Source organism: Alcaligenes aquatilis (genome assembly GCF_003076515.1).
GTDB classification, from domain to species: domain Bacteria; phylum Pseudomonadota; class Gammaproteobacteria; order Burkholderiales; family Burkholderiaceae_B; genus Alcaligenes; species Alcaligenes aquatilis.
In genome coordinates this window covers 3,498,468-3,516,591 of the sequence record NZ_CP022390.1, presented here as the reverse complement: position 1 = coordinate 3,516,591, position 18,124 = coordinate 3,498,468, and the positions used below count along the sequence as shown (strand labels likewise).

Genomic DNA, 18,124 nt, shown 5'->3' with positions numbered 1-18,124 from the left:
GCCGCCCTACCAATCAGGACGAACCGGAGTCGGATTCGTCCAGACGTCGCTGCGGCAAGAACAGCACACTATCGGCCAGCGGCCACAAAGCGGCTGTCAGCAAGGTGCCAGCCGCCCACTCCCAGCCAGACCACTCCCCCACCAGCCAGGCGTGCAACACCTGCACGATCAACTGTGCCAGCAACATGACGACTGCCATGTGCAAAAAGTGAATCCACATACCGAAGTTCAAGATGCGCTTGCGCAAAAGCAAGGCACCATACACGACCAGCACGTAGGCCAGGGCATGCTCGCCCAGGAGACTGCCATCATGCACATCCACCAAGATACCCAGCACGAAGGCCAGGGACATGGGAACACGGCGTGGCTCATGCACGGCCCAAAAGCCCAGTACCAGCATCAACAGGTCCGGCGCAAAGGGCAGCAGGCGCCAGGGCAACATGGACCCCAGCCACATCAAAAGAATTGAGCCCCACACCAGCCACGGGCTGGAAGCACGCGAAAACGGGCTGCTATCAATAGGCTGCAAACTGCCTAGAGATGAAGACCGGACTTTGCGGCTAGGGGTGTCCGAGGACTCAGCGTGTCGCGTCATCAGCATCGTCCTGTTCAAGAGAGCGTTCGCTCTCGGGCACCAGCAAAATGAGAAAATGACGGTAACGCTCGGGGTGCGATAAAGGCGTCACCAAAGCCAGCGCAAAACCGGAGGCATCATCGCGCTCGATACTGCTGACCGTCCCGACCGGCAAACCAGCGGGGAACAAGCCGCCGATACCACTCGTGATCAAGGTATCGTCTGGCTCCAGATCCACGTCACTGGTCAGAAAACGCACCTCTACCTTGCCACCGGGGTTGCCACCAAAGGCAATCAAACGCAGGCCATTACGTAGCACCTGCACCGGCACCGAGACTTTGTCGTCGGTAATGAGCGCGGCCTCCGAGGTAAAACGCGTGACACGCACCACCTGCCCCACAACCCCGCCTTCGTCAATAACGGGCATACCGGGACGAATGCCACTTGCCGAGCCCTTGTTGAAAATCAGGTGACGCGCATACCCATTGGGCGGTTCGTACAGAACTTCAACCGCTACCGAGGGCTGGGTGACGGTATCGGCCACTTGCAACAAACGACGCAATTGTTCGTTTTCAGCAGAAAGCTGAGCGGCATGGGTAGAGAGCTGAGCCAGCTCGATGCGCTGGCGTTGCAAGGCCTCTTTTTCAGAACGGGCGGTCGAGGCCGCATCCGTCCAGCTACTGAAATACGTAACCAGATCACGCGGCGCGAGCATGACGCGCTGAAAGGGGTAGAGCACGGTGGCAATCGCCTGACGTACAGGCTCAAGCACAGAGTAACGAGCATCAGTGATCAACAGGCCCACTGTCAGCACCAAAAGAGCGGCCAAACGCAGCTCAGCAGATGAGCCACGCCTAAATAGCCGGATGGAGCCTTGTTCTCGCATTACTCAAACACTCGATCACTTGTCCCAACGAACAGGCATTGCCGTAGGGGCCAAGCAAGGATCAATCGTAAATGAATACGGACTCCAGACGCTCCAAATGCTCCAGAGCCTCGCCGCAACCCCGTACCACGCACGTCAGAGGATCTTCGGCCACCACAACGGGCAAACCGGTCTCTTCTTGCAATAGACGGTCCAGATCATGAACCAGCGCACCACCCCCGGTCAGGACAATGCCCTTGTCGGTGATATCCGCACCCAGTTCAGGAGGAGTTTGTTCCAGAGCGGTTTTAACCGCAGAGACGATCTGATTCAAGGGATCGGTCAGCGATTCCAGGATCTCGTTGGACGAAACCGTGAAACTACGTGGCACCCCTTCGGACAAATTGCGACCCTTGACTTCAATTTCACGAATTTCAGTGCCAGGAAATGCGGAGCCAATCTCTTTTTTGATCAATTCAGCGGTGGGCTCACCGATCAGCATGCCGTAATTGCGACGGATGTAATTAATAATGGCTTCGTCGAACTTGTCGCCACCAACGCGCACCGATCCTTTATAGACCATGCCGCCTAAAGAGATCACGGCCACTTCGGTAGTACCACCACCAATATCCACGACCATGGAACCACTGGCATCGGACACGGCCAGACCGGCACCGATTGCTGCCGCCATGGGCTCTTCAATCAGGTAGACCTTGCTGGCGCCCGCGCCTAATGCAGATTCTTTGATGGCGCGGCGTTCTACCTGGGTAGAGCCACAAGGCACACACACGATAATACGTGGGCTGGGGGCAAACATGCTGCGGGGGTGAACCATGCGGATAAACTGCTTGAGCATTTGCTCGGTCACAGTAAAGTCCGCGATCACACCATCCTTCATGGGCCGGATGGCTTCAATATTGCCAGGCACCCGACCCAGCATTTGCTTGGCCTCCTGCCCAACGGCCTGAATGATTTTTTTACCATTAGGTCCACCTTCATGGCGGATGGCTACAACGGACGGTTCATCCAGTACGATACCCTTGCCGCGTACATAAATAAGGGTATTGGCCGTACCGAGGTCGATTGCCATATCGCTGGAAAAGTAACTGCGTAGGAATCCGAACATGGGCGCGCAAAGTGTAAAGTGTTTGGGGGAAAAGACAGGTAAATTCGGCGCGGAACTCAAGCGTAAAACGACAGGCACAAGAACCAGGCAACGAATTCAAAAATACCTGGAAAGAAAACGATCAATGATAACTTATAATTGCACTACATTAGGACTGTTTTAATGGTCAGTTAAGTTCTGTAACCCCCGCATTTGCTGTAAAAGTGCCAAACTGTCCTTAACTGACAGATTTCCGCTTTTTTTTATTACTTATTTTCCAGTACCCACCCACATGTCTATCACTGAACAGGATGTTGCCCGTATAGCGCAACTGGCGCGCCTTGATCTTTCTGCTGAACAAGCCTCCCAGGTCGAGCACGATTTGACGCGCATCCTGGGCCTGATCCAGACCTTGCAAACCGTTGATACTCAAGGCGTTGAGCCGATGGCCCACCCTTTGTCCGCCCGCCAGCAGATCAGTCTGCGTCTGCGCGAGGACAAGGCCCTGCCTTGCGGAACGGTAGAAAGCCGCCAGGCCATGATGCGCAACGCCCCCGCCGAGCAGGATGGCCTGTTTCTGGTGCCCACGGTCATCGAATAAAGCAAAACCATGTCTTTTACCCCTGAATTCGCGACTATTGCAGCGCTGCGACTCGCTCTGCAAAACAAAACCGTCAGTGCCCGCGAGCTGGCCCAGCAAGCCCTGGACAACAGCGCCCGTCAAAAAGAGCTCAATGCCTTTGTTCAGCAAGACGCCGCCCTGACCCTGGCACAGGCCGATGCCGCCGATGCCCTGATTGCCCAAGGCAAGGCCGGTCCACTGACCGGCATCCCGATCGCCCACAAAGATTTGTTTGTCACCAAGGATTGGCAGACCACCGCCTGCAGCAAAATGCTGAAAGGCTATGTCAGCCCCTTTGACGCGACGGTGGTGACCAAGCTGCAGGCAGCCGGTGCTGTCTCGCTGGGCAAACTGAACTGTGACGAGTTCGCCATGGGTTCGCGCAACGAAAGCTCGGTATTCGGTCCCGTACGTAACCCCTGGGATCACACCATGGTGCCCGGTGGTTCGTCAGGTGGTTCCGCCGCTGCGGTGGCCGCTGGTCTGGTAGCTGGTGCAAGCGCAACCGATACCGGCGGCTCGATTCGCCAGCCTGCCGCCCTGTGCGGTGTCAGCGGCATCAAGCCCACCTACGGCACGATTTCCCGCTTTGGCATCATTGCTTACGGCTCCAGCCTGGATCAGGCCGGCCCTATCGCCCGTAATGCCCGCGACTTGCTCGATCTGCTGGAGACCATGTGCGGTTTCGACCCCCAAGATGCTACCAGTCTGGAATTTTGCGACGATCAGCCCAATAACGGCGCGCGGATTCGTCAGCAATTTGAACAGCAACAGTCGCAGCAAGAAGCCCAAGGCAGTCAGCCACTGAAAGGCCTGCGTATTGGTGTGCCCGCCCAGTTCTTTGGCCCCGGCCTGGACCCGGTCGTTGCCGACGCCATCGAAGCCGCCCTGAAAACCTACGAAAGCCTGGGTGCAGAACGTGTCACCGTGCAACTGCCCCTGACCGAGCTGTCTGTCCCTACGTATTACGTCATCAGCCCCGCTGAGGCCTCAACCAACCTGTCACGCTTTGACGGTGTACGCTTTGGCCACCGCGCCAGCCAGTACACCGACCTGAACAGCATGATCTCGCGTTCGCGCTCGGAAGGTTTTGGCCCTGAGGTGGTGCGCCGCATTCTGGTTGGCACTTACGTGCTCTCGCACGGCTACTACGACGCCTACTATCTGCAAGCCCAACGCGTACGCCGCATGATTGTGGACGACTTCCAAAAAGCCTTTGAACAGTGCGACCTGATCCTTGGCCCCGTCACACCGGCCCTGGGCCGCAAGCTGGGTGCCACCATCGAGGACCCCACTACCGACTGGCTGGGCGATGTCTACACGCTGGGCGTCAGTCTGGCTGGCCTGCCCGCCATGTCCATTCCTTGCGGCTTCAGTAACGATGAGCGCCCCTTGCCCATCGGCCTGCAAATCATTGGCAACTACTTCCGTGAAGGCCAATTGCTGGCCTTTGCCGACCGCTTCCAGCAAGTCACCGACTGGCATCAACGTCAACCAGGACAACAATAATGGAATGGGAAATTGTGATCGGGCTGGAAACCCATACCCAGCTCTCGACCGAATCCAAAATCTTCTCCAGCAGCAGCACCCGCTTTGGAGCCTTGCCCAACACGCAAGCCAACGAAGTCGATATGGCCCTGCCTGGCGCGCTGCCCGTCTTTAACCGTGGTGCTGCCGAACGGGCGATCCGTCTGGGTCTGGCCGTTGGTGGCCACATTGCGCCACGTTCCGTGTTCGAGCGCAAAAACTACTTCTACCCTGATCTACCCAAGAACTACCAGATCAGCCAGATGGAAATCCCCGTCGTCAGCGGCGGCACAGTCAGCTTCATGCTGGATGGCGAAGAAAAAACCATCAATCTGACACGCGCCCACCTGGAAGAAGATGCCGGTAAATCCCTGCATGAAAACTTCCGTGGTCCTTACGGCGAGTCCAGCACCGGGATCGACTTGAACCGAGCAGGCACTCCGCTGCTGGAGATCGTGTCCGAACCTGAAATGCGCTCGGCTGCTGAAGCCGTGGGCTATGCCCGCGCCTTGCACAGCCTGGTAGTCTGGCTGGGTATTTGCGACGGCAATATGCAGGAAGGCTCGTTCCGCGTCGATGCCAACGTATCGGTGCGCCCCAAAGGCCAGAAAGAATTTGGCACCCGTTGCGAACTGAAAAACATCAACTCCTTCCGCTTCCTGGAACGTGCCATTCAATACGAAGCACGTCGCCAGATCGAACTGATCGAAGACGGTGGCAAGGTCATTCAGGAAACCCGCCTGTACGACTCAGATCGCGATGAGACCCGCAGCATGCGCAGCAAGGAAGATGCACACGATTACCGCTACTTCCCCGACCCTGACCTGCCACCTCTGTTTATCAGTGAAGAATGGATCGAGCAGGTTCGTCAGAACATGCCTGAACTGCCCGCCCAGAAACAGGCCCGCTTCGAGCAAGAGTTTGAACTGAGCCGTTACGACGCCTCGCAACTGACGGTAGACCGCGCCACTTCCGACTTCTTTGAAGCCATCTTGCAAGCAGGTTCCAGCGCCAATGCCAAACTGGCTGCCAACTGGGTGCTGGGCGAGCTGTCGGCTGCCTTGAACCGTGAAGAAATCAGCATCGAACAGTCCAAAGTCAGCCCGGCACAATTGGCTCAGCTGATTGCCCGTATTGCTGACGGCACCATCTCCAACAAGATTGCCCGCGATGTCTTTGCGGCGCAGTGGGATGGCGAGCTCAATGGCGATGTAGATGCCATTATCGACGCCCGTGGCTTGAAGCAGATCAACGATGTGGGTGCCATTGAGGCCATGGTGGACGAAGTACTGGCCGCCAACCCCAGCATCGTCGAACAGCACCGTGCCGGTAAACCCAAGGCCTTCAACGCCTTGGTCGGCCAGGTGATGAAGGTTGCCAAGGGCAAGGCCAATCCGCAGCAAATCAATGAAATGCTCAAGCAAAAGCTGGACGCTTAAGTCCGGACTCTGCGCTTAGCGGATACAAAAACACCAGGCCAAGGCCTGGTGTTTTTTTTACTACTGAATCCTGCTTAACAAACGCGGGAGATCAGACGCCGTAGCGATCACGGTAGGCTTTCACCTGGGGAGCATGAGCGGCCAAGGTCGTATCGTCTGCCAATACCGCCATGATGTCAGCCAGCGAAGCAATGCTGATCACGGGAATACCGTAAGTCTGTTCCACTTCCTGCACAGCAGAATGTGCGGACAGTTCCTGGTCATTACCAGCGCGTTCCATGCGATCCAGAGCAATCAGCACCGCAGCAGGCTCTGCACCCGCCGCCTTGATGATCTGCATGGATTCACGCACGGACGTACCCGCTGTGATCACGTCATCAATAATCACGACCTTGCCTTGCAAGGGTGCTCCCACCAGGGTACCGCCTTCGCCGTGGTCTTTGGCTTCTTTGCGGTTGAAGGCAAAGGGCACGTCACGATCACCAATTTGAGGATGCTCAGCCAGGGCAATCGAGGTCGCGGCAGCCAAAGGAATCCCTTTGTAGGCAGGCCCGAACAGCATGTCAAACGACACGCCCGAATCCAGTAAAGCCTGGGCATAGAAACGGGCCAGTTGACCCACACTACGTCCCGTATTGAACAGGCCGGCATTGAAGAAGTAAGGACTCAAACGGCCAGACTTGACCTTGAATTCCCCAAAGCGCAGCACTCCCTGTTCCAGGGAAAAGCGCACAAAATTGCGACGATTATCGTTAGTAGCCGACATGACAGAGTATGAAAAAGATAGAGACGAACAGCATTTTAGCGTGTTGTGCGCCATCACTTGGCAGGTTCGGCCAGTTCTTCTAACAAGAAGTCGATAAAACTGCGCACTTTAGGTGTCAAATAGCGACGACTGGCATAGACGGCATGCAGTTGTTGCCGCTCTTCGGTGTAATCAGGTAGCAAGCGGACCAAACGACCACTGTTCAGATCATCCATGACCAGCCACTGGGGCAAATAGGCCAACCCTGCTCCGCCCAAGGCGCTGTAATAGGTCAGGTTCGTGTTGTCCGAGCGCATAAAAGGATTCAGGCGCAAGGACTCCGGCCCGTCCGGCCCTAACAGCTCGAAGCTGGGCTGCTGCAAATAACTGGGACTGATAGCAGGCAAACGCATCACCTCAGCACAGTTACGCGGCATGCCGTGCTGGGCAACAAACGCCGGGCTGGCCACCAGATGAAAAGGCATGGGGCAAATAAGACGCGCAATCTGATGCGGGGCAGGCTCGCGCATCACCCGCAGAGCCAGATCAAAACCTTCCGCCACCAAATCCACTTTGTGATTGCTCAGGCTCATATCCAGAGTCACTTCCGGAAAGCGTGTTTGGTAATCGTGCAACAACTGCGCCACTTTGCGATTTGCAAACCACACCGGAGCCGTCACCCGCAAGGCCCCTTGCGGCTGATGCCCTGAACCCGACAAAGCCTGCTGCCCGCGTTCCAGGGTATCGAGCGCCTGCAGGCAATAGTCAAAGTAAGTCTGCCCCAATTCTGTCAGACTCAAACGACGGCTGCTGCGATGGAGCAAGCGGGTGCCTAGCTGTTTTTCCAGATTGGCCAGGTGTTTGCTGACCATAGGCGCTGACATGTCCAGACGTTGCGCCGCCGCGGCAAAACTGCCCGCCACCACGATCTCTCTGAACACCCGCAAACTCTGAATCGTATCCATGCTTTCCTAATAAGAAAGTAACTAATGAAAATAGGCCTGTTTATTTCCTGATAGTAATTGATTAATCTAAAAAAAGTGCCAACCCGATGCCTGTCTGGACCTTGAACGGGCGGGACCAGCTCCAGGCTGACATCGAAACGATGTCACTTCCCCGGGTCAGGTGCTGTTTTACCGATACTGTCAACTTTCCAAAGGAAAACACATGAGCGCCCTTACTTCCAGCTGGACTCCTCGCATCCTTAGCCTGCTGCGCTTTGTCACAGGCTATTTACTGCTGACACACGGTACTGCCAAGATCCTCGGTTTCCCCAAAGTAGACATGTTTGCCAACCTGCAGATCACCTCTCTGTATGGGGTTGCAGGCATCCTGGAACTCGTTCTGGGCGGCTTGCTGGTGCTTGGGCTGTTTTCTCGCTTTGCAGCCTTTGTTGCATCGGGCCTGTGCGCGTTTGCTTATTTTATTGGTCACGCCACCTCCAGTACCTTTGCCACTCCAATTCTCAACGGCGGCGAAGCGGCGGTTCTGTTCTGCTTTGTGTTCCTCTATCTGGCTTTTGCTGGCCCGGGCCCCTGGAGCATTGACGCAGGTCGCAGCAAAGACTGATTGCCCCACTCAACCCCTTAACCCCTGCCTCTATCTGGCGGGGGGCAGGAGATCATCATGACAATGCCCACCTATTTCATTTCGCACGGTGGCGGACCCTGGCCCTGGATCTCCGAGGCACAAACCATGTACGCCCCGCTGCGTACTGCCTTGCAGGACATTCCACGCCAACTGGGCCGCACGCCCAAAGCAATCGTGATGGTCTCCGCCCACTGGGAAGCCCAACAGGCACATTTGCTGGTCGCAGCCGCAGCACAACCGAGCATGGTGTACGACTACTATGGCTTTCCACCCCATACCTACGAGATCCATTACCCTGCACCGGGCGATCCTGCATTGGCCCAGCAGGTCTGTAACCTGCTGGAAGGCGCTGGCCTGCCCACTCATCTGGATATGCAACGCGGCTTTGACCACGGCGCCTTCGTACCGGCTTATGTCATCTACCCGCAGGCCAAAGTGCCCATGGTTCAGTTGTCCATTCACGCCAACTATGACCCGGCCCTGCACTACGCCATGGGCCAAGCCCTGGCCCCCTTGCGGGACGAGGATGTGCTGATTATTGGCAGCGGCCTGAGCTACCACAACCTGCGCAATATGGGACCCGGTGGTGTGGAGCCCTCGGCCCAGTTTGATGCCTGGCTACACCAGAGCCTAAGCCTGGAGGATCCCGCTGTTCGCCGTCAGGCCTTGATGGATTGGGAACAAGCTCCGGCAGCACGTATTGCCCATCCGCGCGAGGATCACCTGGTCCCCGTCATGGTGGCTGCCGGGGCCGCACGTGGCGATACCGCGCATCGCTTTCACCATGAAACACACGCCTTTGGTGGCTTGACCGTGTCCAGCTACCGCTTTGGCTCGGCCACGTAACAAGCTCTGACGGCCACTGACATACAGGCAGGTTACGGGTTACAGTGCTGACGCTATAAGGAGAATTGCCACGTGTTACGCGTCACCTCGTTAAACGTCAACGGTATTCGGGCTGCTTTTCGTAAAGGTCTGCCCGCCTGGCTGGAAGCCCAGAAACCTCATATTGTCTGCATGCAGGAAATCAAGATCAGCGAGCCTGATCTGACCCCCGATCTGACCCACCCCGGTCAGTATCACGGGCATTTCCACCACGCGCAGAAAAAAGGCTATAGCGGCGTAGGCCTGTATCTGAATCACAAAGCGGAAAATGTGGTCGAAGGGATGGCCTGCGAGGAGTTTGATGCCGAAGGCCGTATCATTCGCGCCGACTGGCATGACCTGAGTGTCATCAGCGCCTACCTGCCCTCCGGTTCGTCGGGCGACGAGCGTCAAACGGCCAAGTACCGCTTTCTGGATCATTTTGAGCAGTGGATTAATGGCTTGATGCAGGAGCACCGTGATACTGGCCGCGAATTCATCATTTGTGGTGACTGGAATATTGCACACCACGAAGCCGATCTGAAAAACTGGAAAGGCAATCTGAAAAACAGCGGCTTTCTACCTGAAGAACGTGCCTGGATGACAAAAGTGCTGGACGAGCTGTCCTGGGTAGACGTGTATCGCAGCCTGCATCCCGATACCACCGACGAGTGCTACACCTGGTGGAGCAACCGCGGCCAGGCTTGGGCCAAAAATGTGGGGTGGCGCATTGATTATCAAATTGCCACCCCAGGTATTGCTGCCAAGGCGCGTCATGCCACGGTCTATAAAGAAGAGCGTTTCAGTGACCATGCGCCCTTGACGGTTGATTACGACTGGAGCTTGTAAGCCCAGTCTGAGAAGGTCAGCGCCTTAGCTGCCCTTCTCAATCATATAGCGCACCACACTACGCAATTGCTCGTCCGTGGCTTTGGGGGCAGCACCACGCGGTGGCATGGCGCCCTTGCCATTGATAACCACTTCCATCAGGGCGTCTTCGCCTTGAGCAATCAAGGGCGCCCAACGAGCCTTATCACCCAGACGGGGCGCATTGGCCATACCGGATGCGTGGCAGACCATACACGACGATTTATATAGTTTGAGGGCTTCGTCGGAATCGGCATGTGCTGCAGGAACAGCGGCCAACAAGAGTAAAGCGGCCATTGCAGATGACATCATGGTGGCGGGGCTATAGATTCTCATGGTTTTACCCTTTAAACAGTCGGCATGAACGCATGCCCGGCTGATACTTCGTTTGCAGAACAAGGGACCTGGTTTTCAAAGTCCATACCCCCTGCTTGTTCTTGGCTTGTTTACGATACTGCCTGCAAGCCCGGACGGAATTGATTCGTACTCCTGTTCCTCAATTCCGCGCTCCGGGCACCAACTCCTGCCTTAAGCCTTGATCGGGCCGGGAGGGCTGACTTGTTTCATCAAGTCATCGTTCCAGTCGCCTTCGACCAGGACGTGACCTGCGGCACCCAGCTCCATGGCTTCGATCAGGTTGTGGTTCACGTAGGCGTACACTCCAGGCTGCTTGAAGGTGTAGAGCGCCACACCGGCCGAACCGCCACGAATGAACCAGGTTTCCAGGTTCTTGGCGGGTGGGTCATCAAATTTACCCAGTTCCCAAACCCAGTCACCGTGCCCCCCGATCAGGTGGGGTCGCGTATCGCGGTTGGCCTGCGAGTGAATGAACAGCACGGTTTCACCCACTTTGGCCTTCATGGCACCGTCACCCATCAAGGCACCGACCTTACCGTTGAACACCACATGGCTGGGGATCAGGCCACGCATGGCTTCCAAGGTATCACCGTAGCTTTCCGCCGATGAACCATACTTTTTAAAGTTACCCTTTTCATCACGAGGGATGTAGAGGTCAAACTCACCAATGCTGTAGACACGGTCGTAATGCAAGGGGTTACCAGCCGAGTCTTTCAGGCCGTCGCGTGGCAGCACCATGACGGTACCGTGCATGCCCTGAACCACGTGCCAGGCAACCGAGCCTTCTGGTGCGCAGTGGTAAATGAAGGTACCGCTGCGGTCGGCCTTGAAACGCAGTGTGGCTTGCTCCCCAGGGTTCACGTTGGTCAGCTTGGCACCGCCCAGCGCACCGGTCGAGGCATGAAAGTCGATATTATGCGGCATGGTGTTGGTGGCCGGGTTCACCAGGGTCAGCTCCAGGTAGTCGCCTTCATGAACCACCATGGTAGGACCGGGCATGGAATCGTCGAACATCATGGCGTGCATGGTGGTGCCGTCACGGTCAACCTCGATTTCGCGCTCGGAGATGGTCATGCGAAATTCCACGACACGCGGCTCGGGACCCACTTTTTGCTCGTGTTTATGGACCATGGGAGGCGCAACCAGATCCACCTTGACCCGTTCCAGCTTGGCGATCTGCTCTTCTGTACGTGCAGCCAGCCAGGGCGCATTCTTTTTGGGGGCGGCTGTTTCGCGGGCTTGTACTTGCGCCGCCAACAAAGTGGTTCCTGCGGCCACACCTAGGCCAGCACTTTTCAAGAAATGACGACGTTCCATACTACCTCCGGTTTGATCCAGGCGTAATGCCTGCTGATTAAATAGTTGATTGCTCTAACAGTTACAGGATGTATTTGAACGCACTTAATCTACGCCATCTTTGTTGCAGCGCAAGCATTGGCGATGCGCACAAAAAAAACCGCCTCAACGGCGGTTTTAAAAAATACCTGTTAACGATACGCCGCAACCCGATCCGCAAGGATCGTCTGCTCAGCCATTCTGCAACTGATCAGCTTTCGCGACTCTCTTGGACGGCCATCAGTTTGTCCAGGGCCGAGAACAAATGGCGCCGCTCGGTAGCGGTGAGAATCTGTTCCAATTCCTCCTCCAATTTTCCGACCTGCTCTTCAGCAGGCAAGAGCAAAGTCTGGCCTTGAGCAGTCAGATGCAATTGCTGCAAACGTCGATCACGCGGGTCTGAATGGCGTTGGATCAAACCACGCTTGACCAGACGCTCGACCACCGGCACCAGATTGGACGGCGAGATATCCAGCGTTTCACCCAATTGGCGTAAATAGATTCCCGGATTGGCATCGAGCAAGATCAAAATAGAAAACTCGCTGGGCTTGAGATCATGCTCGGCAACACGATGCGCAAACAGCTTATGAATATGAATTTCCGTACGCGTGAGGCGATAGCCCAGAAAGCGCAGAAGGCGCGACTGGTCAACAGCGGATTCGAGAGCACTGTCCATGAGTTGGTGTCTGACTAAAAAGAGAAAAACGCCAGCAAGACAGTGTCGACATACTATCGACACCATCCTGAGCGGCACACCGTTGATCGGTGCAGACATCAATCATAGAACATAGACCTGTAAACCGTCTCAGACGAGCTTTTGCATGGGCACTGTGCGTGCCGCTGTCGCCTCTATCCTGCTCAAATAATAGCGGGCGTCCAGCAAGCCATGATCAAAGAAATAATCAGCACTGGCCACCTTACGCTCACACAAGCTGGTATCGGCCTGCAAGCGACTGACCCGCCCTGCCCGTGCCCAGGCAAATGCCATACACACGGTACCGACCAAGCGCAGATAATCCTCCGCACACCACGCCAGCACTTGCGTATCGTGTTGAGCACGGGAGCACAAATGGGTCGTCACTTCGTGCAGATGGTCGCTCCACTGCCTTAACGCTTTGCCCCACGGACAGTCCGCCATCGCACTCAGGCAAGCATCCGCCTCCCCGCGCCAGGTCTGGAGCAAAGGTTGCAAGGCCTCGGGGCCCACGGCAGCAATCTTGCGCTGCAGCAGATCCAGCGCCTGGATCTGGTTGGTTCCTTCATAAATCATGGCAATACGCACATCCCGAAGCGTTTGCTCAATACGATACTCATGCACGTACCCATAGCCGCCAAAAACTTGTAGTGCGTCGCTGGCCAGGGCAAAGCCCCGCTCTGTAAAGAACGACTTGACGACCGGTGTCAGCAAAGAGGCCAGACTCAGCGCCTGAGCCTGCTCGTCGCCCTCTGGCAGGCTCTGCGCCAAATCAAGCTGATGCGCTGTCCACGCCGCCATCACCCGCATACCCTCCGTCCAGACGCGTAAGTCGGCAAGGATGCGTTGCATGGCAGGATGATGGGCAATAGGGTCCGCTGCTCCCTTGGCCGTTGCCGGGCGAGGTTGCACCCGCATCTGATGACGTTCATGAGCATAAGTGCGTGCCAATTGCCATGCGGCTTCTGCATGGCCCAAGCCTTGCAAGCCAACATGCAAACGAGCCGAATTCATCATGACAAACATGGCAGCCAGACCTTGATGCGGCTTGCCAAGCAACCAGGCCTGGGCAGCCTCGAAACGCATCGTACAAGTAGCACTGCCCTTGATACCCATTTTCTTCTCAATACCATCGCAATAAATCGTATTGGGAACCAATCCCTGTTCCTGGGGAATCAGGCGTGGGGCCAGGAACAAGGACAGCCCCCGTGTACCGGCAGGGGCATCGGGCAGACGTGCCAGCACCAGATGAACGATGTTCTCGCTCATATCCTGATCGCCACCAGAGATGAAAATCTTGTTGCCATGCAAGCGGTAGGAACCATCTTGTTCGGGCAGTGCCTGGGTACGTAACAAACCCAAATCGGAACCGGCTTGTGGTTCTGTCAGGCACATCGTGGCCAACCAACGCCCGCTAACGATAGGCGGCAGATAGGTGCGACGAATGTAATCATCACCATGAGCATGCAAGCAGGCGTACGCACCATGCAAAATTCCCGGATACATGGCCCAGCCGTGATTGGCCGATGCCAGCATTTCATGCAAGGCCGTATCCAGCAACTGAGGCAGACCCTGGCCGCCCACGCTGGGATCGCAGGCCAAAGCAGGCCAGCCCGCTTCCACAAAATCGGCATAGGCTTTAGCAAACCCGTCTGGCGTCAAGACCCGTCCGTGCTCCAGACGACAGCCTTGCAAGTCCGCTGGCCCATTGAGCGGCGCCAATACGTCAGCACAGAAGCGTCCGGCCGCCTCGAGCACCCTATCTGCCGTTTCCTGATCCAGCCCCTGGTGCGCCGACAAACGGCACCACTCTTTTTCCGCCTGTAAGCAATACTGCTGCACAAACCGGAAATCCTCCAAGGGGGGCTGATAATGTAATGCTTGCATACTTAAGTCCTCTCTTGCTGCGCCAAACCGGCGACCAATTGACGATAAGGGCCAATCGCCCGGGCCAGGCACACGACTGACAGCAAGGCCGCCAAGGCTGAGACCAAACCCAATGACAACCCTACTTTCTGCTCGTCATAAAAAATAAAATCCGTGAAAAAAGCGACCAGAAACGGGCCCATGCCCAAGCCAATCAAATTGATCAGAAGCAGATAAATCGACGTGACCTGCCCCCGCAATTGATTGGGCGTAATCGCCTGCAAGATAGGAGGAGCCAAGGCAACGGGCATCCCCAGAAAGAAGGTCGTTGCTGCCACCGCTACCAACGCAAACTCAGCAGAAGGGGCAAAGGCCAGCGCCACGCCAGTCACGATCAGAACGCTGGTGGCGATCAAGGAAATAAGGATCGAGCCTACCAGCTTGCCGCGTGCGGTCAGATGATCAGCCAGAAAGCCACTGACCAGCATGCCCCCAATCCCAAATGTCAAAATAATGACCCCGTAAGCTGGGCCAATTTCACCCGGAGTCCAGCCCCACTGGCGGATAAAGGTAGCGGGCAGCCAGGCCGTGACGCCAAACGTGATCATGGCGGTCAGCCCCGGAGCCAACAGCAGTGGAAAGTAGGCCCGTTTATGACGCAGCACATAGCGCCAATCCGGGGCGCAAGCCGATCCGGCACGCGCGGTTGGGCTGGCCTCTTTCAGGCCCCGCCGCACCGGCTCCCGCACCGTTAGCATCAGCAGAACAAGGGGGATACCGGGCAAGGCCACAAAGATGAAGGCCGCCTGCCAGGGTTTGAAGCTGCCCAGCAGCGGAAACACCAGCGTTCCTGACTGGCTGGTCGCCTCAATGACCAGCCCACCCACAATGAAGGCAGTCGCCGATCCTATATAGACCCCCGATGTATAAATACTCATGGCACGGGCCCGGCGCTCGGGCGCAAAGTAATCGGCCAACATAGAATAGGCGGCCGGAGACAGGGCGGCCTCGCCAATGCCCACGAACATGCGGGCGACAAAAAGCGATGCGAAACCAGTCACATAGCCCCCTGCGGCAGTGGCCAACACCCACACCACCATTCCAATCACAATCAGGTTGCGGCGATTCCAGCGGTCTGCCAAGCGGCCCAGAAAAATCCCAACAAACGTATAGAAAATGGCAAACGCAAAACCGTGAACAATACTGAACATCCAATCTGACAGATGCAGATCCTTTTTGATGGGCTGCACCAACAGGCCCAAGATCTGGCGATCCACAAAGGACAGCGTATAGGCCAGCAATAAGACAATCGTGACGTAATACGCATAGCCCAAGGTCGAAGGCTCGGTGGAAGCGGGCACGCGTACACGGCCCGGCAAATAAGGCAGGCTCAAGGCAAGCTCCTGTGAAGGATGGAGAAAGGAATTAAATGGGCTGGCATGAACAGCCAGCCCTGGTGGACCTCAGCCGCTTTGACCCTGAATCAGCATCAGGGCATCTAATGCAAGCACACCTTGAGCTTCGGGCAACACAATCACCGGATTAAGGTCTATTTCACGAATAGCAGGCGTGCCACGCAACACCTGCCCGAGGCGGACGATCAGCTCGGCCAATGCCTCACGATCAAGCCTGGGGGAGCCTCGATAGCCATGCAACAAGGCCGCTGCCTGCAACTGATCGAGCTCATGCAATACCTGCCTTACGGACAGATCAGCATCCAGCAGACGAACATCACGCATGATTTCCGCCGTAACTCCTCCCATACCTACCAAAATGACCGGCCCCCATTGCGGGTCCTGACGCGCCCCTACAATCATCTCCAGGCCACGCCGTCCCATGGCCTCTACCAGCACACCATCCAGGACAATATTGCCGTCGTAGTTGGCCACATTGGCATGCAGACGCGTCCAGGCTTGCTCTAAAGATGGCCTGTCGCCAACGTTAAGAATGACACCGCCTGCATCACTCTTGTGGCTTAACTGCGCAGACTGAGCCTTGAGCGCAACAGGCCAACCCAGCGCCTGGGCGGTCTCTACCGCCTGCTCCAGGCTAGTAGCCAGTTCTCCACGAGCAAATGGTATGCCCGCTTGGGCCAGGATTTGCTTGGCCTGATATTCAGGCACAACGGTGCGATCTGCCGGCAAAGCTAAGGCTTTGGGTTCACTGTGACTGCTTTCAAAACGGCGTGCTTGCAACGCTGTCAACCGTTGCACGGCACGCAAGGCCCGCTCGGTACTGGGGAAATACGGAACGCCCAGGCTGCGCAGTTGCTCAATGAACTCGGGTGGGACAGCCGCCCCCTCATCCAATCCGGCCAGCACCACGGCTTTACGGGGACGCAAATCGTGTATGGCTCGCAGCACCGGGGGCATTTTGATGCCGCAGGTCACCGCATCGCCCTGAATCAGACCAATGACAAGGGTGGAGAAGCGTTCGTCCTCCAGCAACGCCGTCAAGGTACGGTAATAGAGGTCCGGATCGACCAAACCTTGTGCCGTCAGGTCCAAGGGATTGCTCACACCCACAAAACCGGGCAACACCGCCCTTAGCTGCGGCGAGTCCTGGTCACTGATCACCGGCAGATCCAGTTGCAAGGCCTCGGCCCAATCCAGGGTCAAGGCTTTGAAGGCGCCTGACTCTCCCAGAACCGCTACGCCCGCAGCCGGCAAGGCCGGACAACGAATGGCAATCTCGGCGATATCACCTAGCTCTTCCAGTGTTTCTGCAAAAACAGCACCCGCACGCTCCATCTTGGTGCGCATCAAGGAGTAGTCGCCAGCCAGAACCCCGGTATGTGTGGCCGCAGAAGCGCGAGCCGCACTGCTTTTGCCTGGATGAAGCAGGACAAGCGTCTTGCCCTGACGACGTGCCTGGGCCACGGCTGCCAGCATGCGCTCTGGATGACGAAATTGCTCGACAATCATCGCAATAACGCGGGTATGGCTTTGTTCCAGCAAGAACTCCACATAATCTTCCGCAACACTGGCCGCCTCATTACCCGTTGAGACGGCGTAGGACAAGGGCAAGTGACGGCTGGACAAGGTGGTGCACAGCACCGTCATCATGGCACCGCTTTGCGACACCACCCCGATGCACGGTTGCGACGCGCAGGTCTTGTCCCGAATATCCACTTGCACAAACGTCAGTGGCACACCTTGCTGATAATTGATGCTCCCCAAACAGTTAGGCCCTTCAATCACCATGCCAGCCTCAGCCGCGATTCGAGCAATCTCGCTTTGCTCGGCTTGGCCCTGCTCTCCGGCCTCGGCAAAACCTGCCGAGAAAATGATCGCCGCACCGACACGCCGCTTGGCCAGCGCACGAATGGTATCCAGGACGGCCGTTTGTGGAATCGCCAAGACAGCCACATCCACTCCGTCAGGAAGCTGTTCAACGGATGCCAGGCAAGGGCGGCCTGCTATCTGGGCGCGCTTGGGATTGATCAAGTAAATCTCACCGGCAAAACCGTTGCGTTCCAGATTACCCAGTACCGATGCACCCAGTGCGCCGGGTGTGGCAGACGCGCCCACAATAGCAATGGAACCGGGCTTTAACAGCCGTCCGATATCCGGCCGCTGAGCGGCCACCCTCTGTGTCCTTATCACTGTTGTCTCCCATTGGGTGATGTCAGCTCTCCTTCAGACCAAGGAGGCTGCCTCCCCTGCTGTGCCGTT

At 56.7% G+C, this 18,124-nt stretch carries 17 protein-coding genes; 6 read left to right on the top strand and 11 right to left on the bottom strand.

Annotation, left to right across the window (positions count from 1 at the left end; genetic code table 11):
- Positions 1 to 13: 13 nt before the first annotated feature.
- The 3 genes from mreD to CA948_RS16065 all read right to left on the bottom strand — a co-directional run bounded on the left by mreD (position 14) and on the right by CA948_RS16065 (position 2,565).
- The gene (gene mreD, locus CA948_RS16075; protein ID WP_108728531.1) at positions 14 to 595 is read right to left on the bottom strand and encodes a rod shape-determining protein MreD; all 582 of its coding nucleotides are present in this window, start codon (positions 593 to 595) and stop codon (positions 14 to 16) included.
- Positions 579 to 1,460 carry a rod shape-determining protein MreC gene (gene mreC, locus CA948_RS16070; protein ID WP_108728530.1) on the bottom strand — a complete coding sequence of 294 codons (882 nt, stop codon included), beginning with the start codon at positions 1,458 to 1,460 and terminating at the stop codon, positions 579 to 581. The genes mreD and mreC overlap by 17 nt, the downstream gene beginning before the upstream one ends.
- A 61-nt stretch (positions 1,461 to 1,521) precedes the next feature.
- Complete coding sequence (locus tag CA948_RS16065; protein WP_003801946.1) at positions 1,522 to 2,565, bottom strand: rod shape-determining protein; 1,044 nt, start codon at positions 2,563 to 2,565, stop codon at positions 1,522 to 1,524.
- 271 nt (positions 2,566 to 2,836) lie between these two features.
- Between CA948_RS16065 and gatC the strand changes: the two genes are divergently transcribed.
- The 3 genes from gatC to gatB are packed head-to-tail and all read left to right on the top strand — an operon-like array spanning position 2,837 to position 6,132.
- Complete coding sequence (gene gatC / locus CA948_RS16060; RefSeq protein WP_108728529.1) at positions 2,837 to 3,145, top strand: Asp-tRNA(Asn)/Glu-tRNA(Gln) amidotransferase subunit GatC; 309 nt, start codon at positions 2,837 to 2,839, stop codon at positions 3,143 to 3,145.
- 9 nt (positions 3,146 to 3,154) lie between these two features.
- On the top strand, positions 3,155 to 4,675 hold the full coding sequence (gatA, locus tag CA948_RS16055) for an Asp-tRNA(Asn)/Glu-tRNA(Gln) amidotransferase subunit GatA (RefSeq protein WP_108728528.1): 1,521 nt from the start codon (positions 3,155 to 3,157) through the stop codon (positions 4,673 to 4,675).
- Positions 4,675 to 6,132: an Asp-tRNA(Asn)/Glu-tRNA(Gln) amidotransferase subunit GatB gene (gene gatB, locus CA948_RS16050; protein ID WP_108728527.1), complete on the top strand. Its 1,458-nt coding sequence runs from the start codon at positions 4,675 to 4,677 to the stop codon at positions 6,130 to 6,132. Before gatA ends, gatB begins: the two co-directional genes overlap by 1 nt.
- Before the next feature lie 91 nt (positions 6,133 to 6,223).
- Here gatB and pyrE read toward each other — a convergent pair whose 3' ends face one another.
- Complete coding sequence (pyrE, locus tag CA948_RS16045) at positions 6,224 to 6,898, bottom strand: orotate phosphoribosyltransferase (RefSeq protein WP_094197776.1); 675 nt, start codon at positions 6,896 to 6,898, stop codon at positions 6,224 to 6,226.
- Between the two features lie 53 nt (positions 6,899 to 6,951).
- Entirely contained in the window at positions 6,952 to 7,842 is an 891-nt protein-coding gene (locus tag CA948_RS16040; protein WP_094197777.1) for a LysR family transcriptional regulator, read from the bottom strand.
- Between the two features lie 202 nt (positions 7,843 to 8,044).
- On the opposite strand from CA948_RS16040, the gene CA948_RS16035 reads away from it, so the two are divergent.
- From CA948_RS16035 to CA948_RS16025, 3 genes are all read left to right on the top strand, one after another.
- Complete coding sequence (locus CA948_RS16035; RefSeq protein ID WP_094197778.1) at positions 8,045 to 8,446, top strand: DoxX family protein; 402 nt, start codon at positions 8,045 to 8,047, stop codon at positions 8,444 to 8,446.
- Between the two features lie 57 nt (positions 8,447 to 8,503).
- The gene (locus CA948_RS16030) at positions 8,504 to 9,313 is read left to right on the top strand and encodes a DODA-type extradiol aromatic ring-opening family dioxygenase (protein WP_094197779.1); all 810 of its coding nucleotides are present in this window, start codon (positions 8,504 to 8,506) and stop codon (positions 9,311 to 9,313) included.
- A 72-nt stretch (positions 9,314 to 9,385) separates the two neighbouring features.
- Positions 9,386 to 10,180: an exodeoxyribonuclease III gene (locus tag CA948_RS16025; RefSeq protein WP_094197780.1), complete on the top strand. Its 795-nt coding sequence runs from the start codon at positions 9,386 to 9,388 to the stop codon at positions 10,178 to 10,180.
- A gap of 24 nt (positions 10,181 to 10,204) precedes the next feature.
- On the opposite strand, the gene CA948_RS16020 is transcribed toward CA948_RS16025, so the two are convergent.
- The 6 genes from CA948_RS16020 to CA948_RS15995 all read right to left on the bottom strand — a co-directional run bounded on the left by CA948_RS16020 (position 10,205) and on the right by CA948_RS15995 (position 18,037).
- Entirely contained in the window at positions 10,205 to 10,534 is a 330-nt protein-coding gene (locus tag CA948_RS16020; RefSeq protein ID WP_094197781.1) for a c-type cytochrome, read from the bottom strand.
- Positions 10,535 to 10,726: 192 nt separating this feature from the next.
- Positions 10,727 to 11,872: a copper-containing nitrite reductase gene (gene nirK, locus CA948_RS16015; RefSeq protein ID WP_094197782.1), complete on the bottom strand. Its 1,146-nt coding sequence runs from the start codon at positions 11,870 to 11,872 to the stop codon at positions 10,727 to 10,729.
- A gap of 229 nt (positions 11,873 to 12,101) precedes the next feature.
- On the bottom strand, positions 12,102 to 12,566 hold the full coding sequence (locus tag CA948_RS16010; RefSeq protein WP_094197783.1) for a MarR family winged helix-turn-helix transcriptional regulator: 465 nt from the start codon (positions 12,564 to 12,566) through the stop codon (positions 12,102 to 12,104).
- Between the two features lie 129 nt (positions 12,567 to 12,695).
- The gene (locus tag CA948_RS16005) at positions 12,696 to 14,471 is read right to left on the bottom strand and encodes an acyl-CoA dehydrogenase family protein (protein WP_108728526.1); all 1,776 of its coding nucleotides are present in this window, start codon (positions 14,469 to 14,471) and stop codon (positions 12,696 to 12,698) included.
- Positions 14,472 to 14,473: 2 nt separating this feature from the next.
- Positions 14,474 to 15,844, bottom strand: a complete 1,371-nt coding sequence (locus tag CA948_RS16000) for a spinster family MFS transporter (protein ID WP_108728525.1) — start codon at positions 15,842 to 15,844, stop codon at positions 14,474 to 14,476.
- Between the two features lie 69 nt (positions 15,845 to 15,913).
- Positions 15,914 to 18,037 (bottom strand): acetate--CoA ligase family protein, encoded by a 2,124-nt coding sequence (locus tag CA948_RS15995; protein WP_234354343.1) that lies wholly within the window; start codon positions 18,035 to 18,037, stop codon positions 15,914 to 15,916.
- Between the last annotated feature and the right edge of the window lie 87 nt (positions 18,038 to 18,124).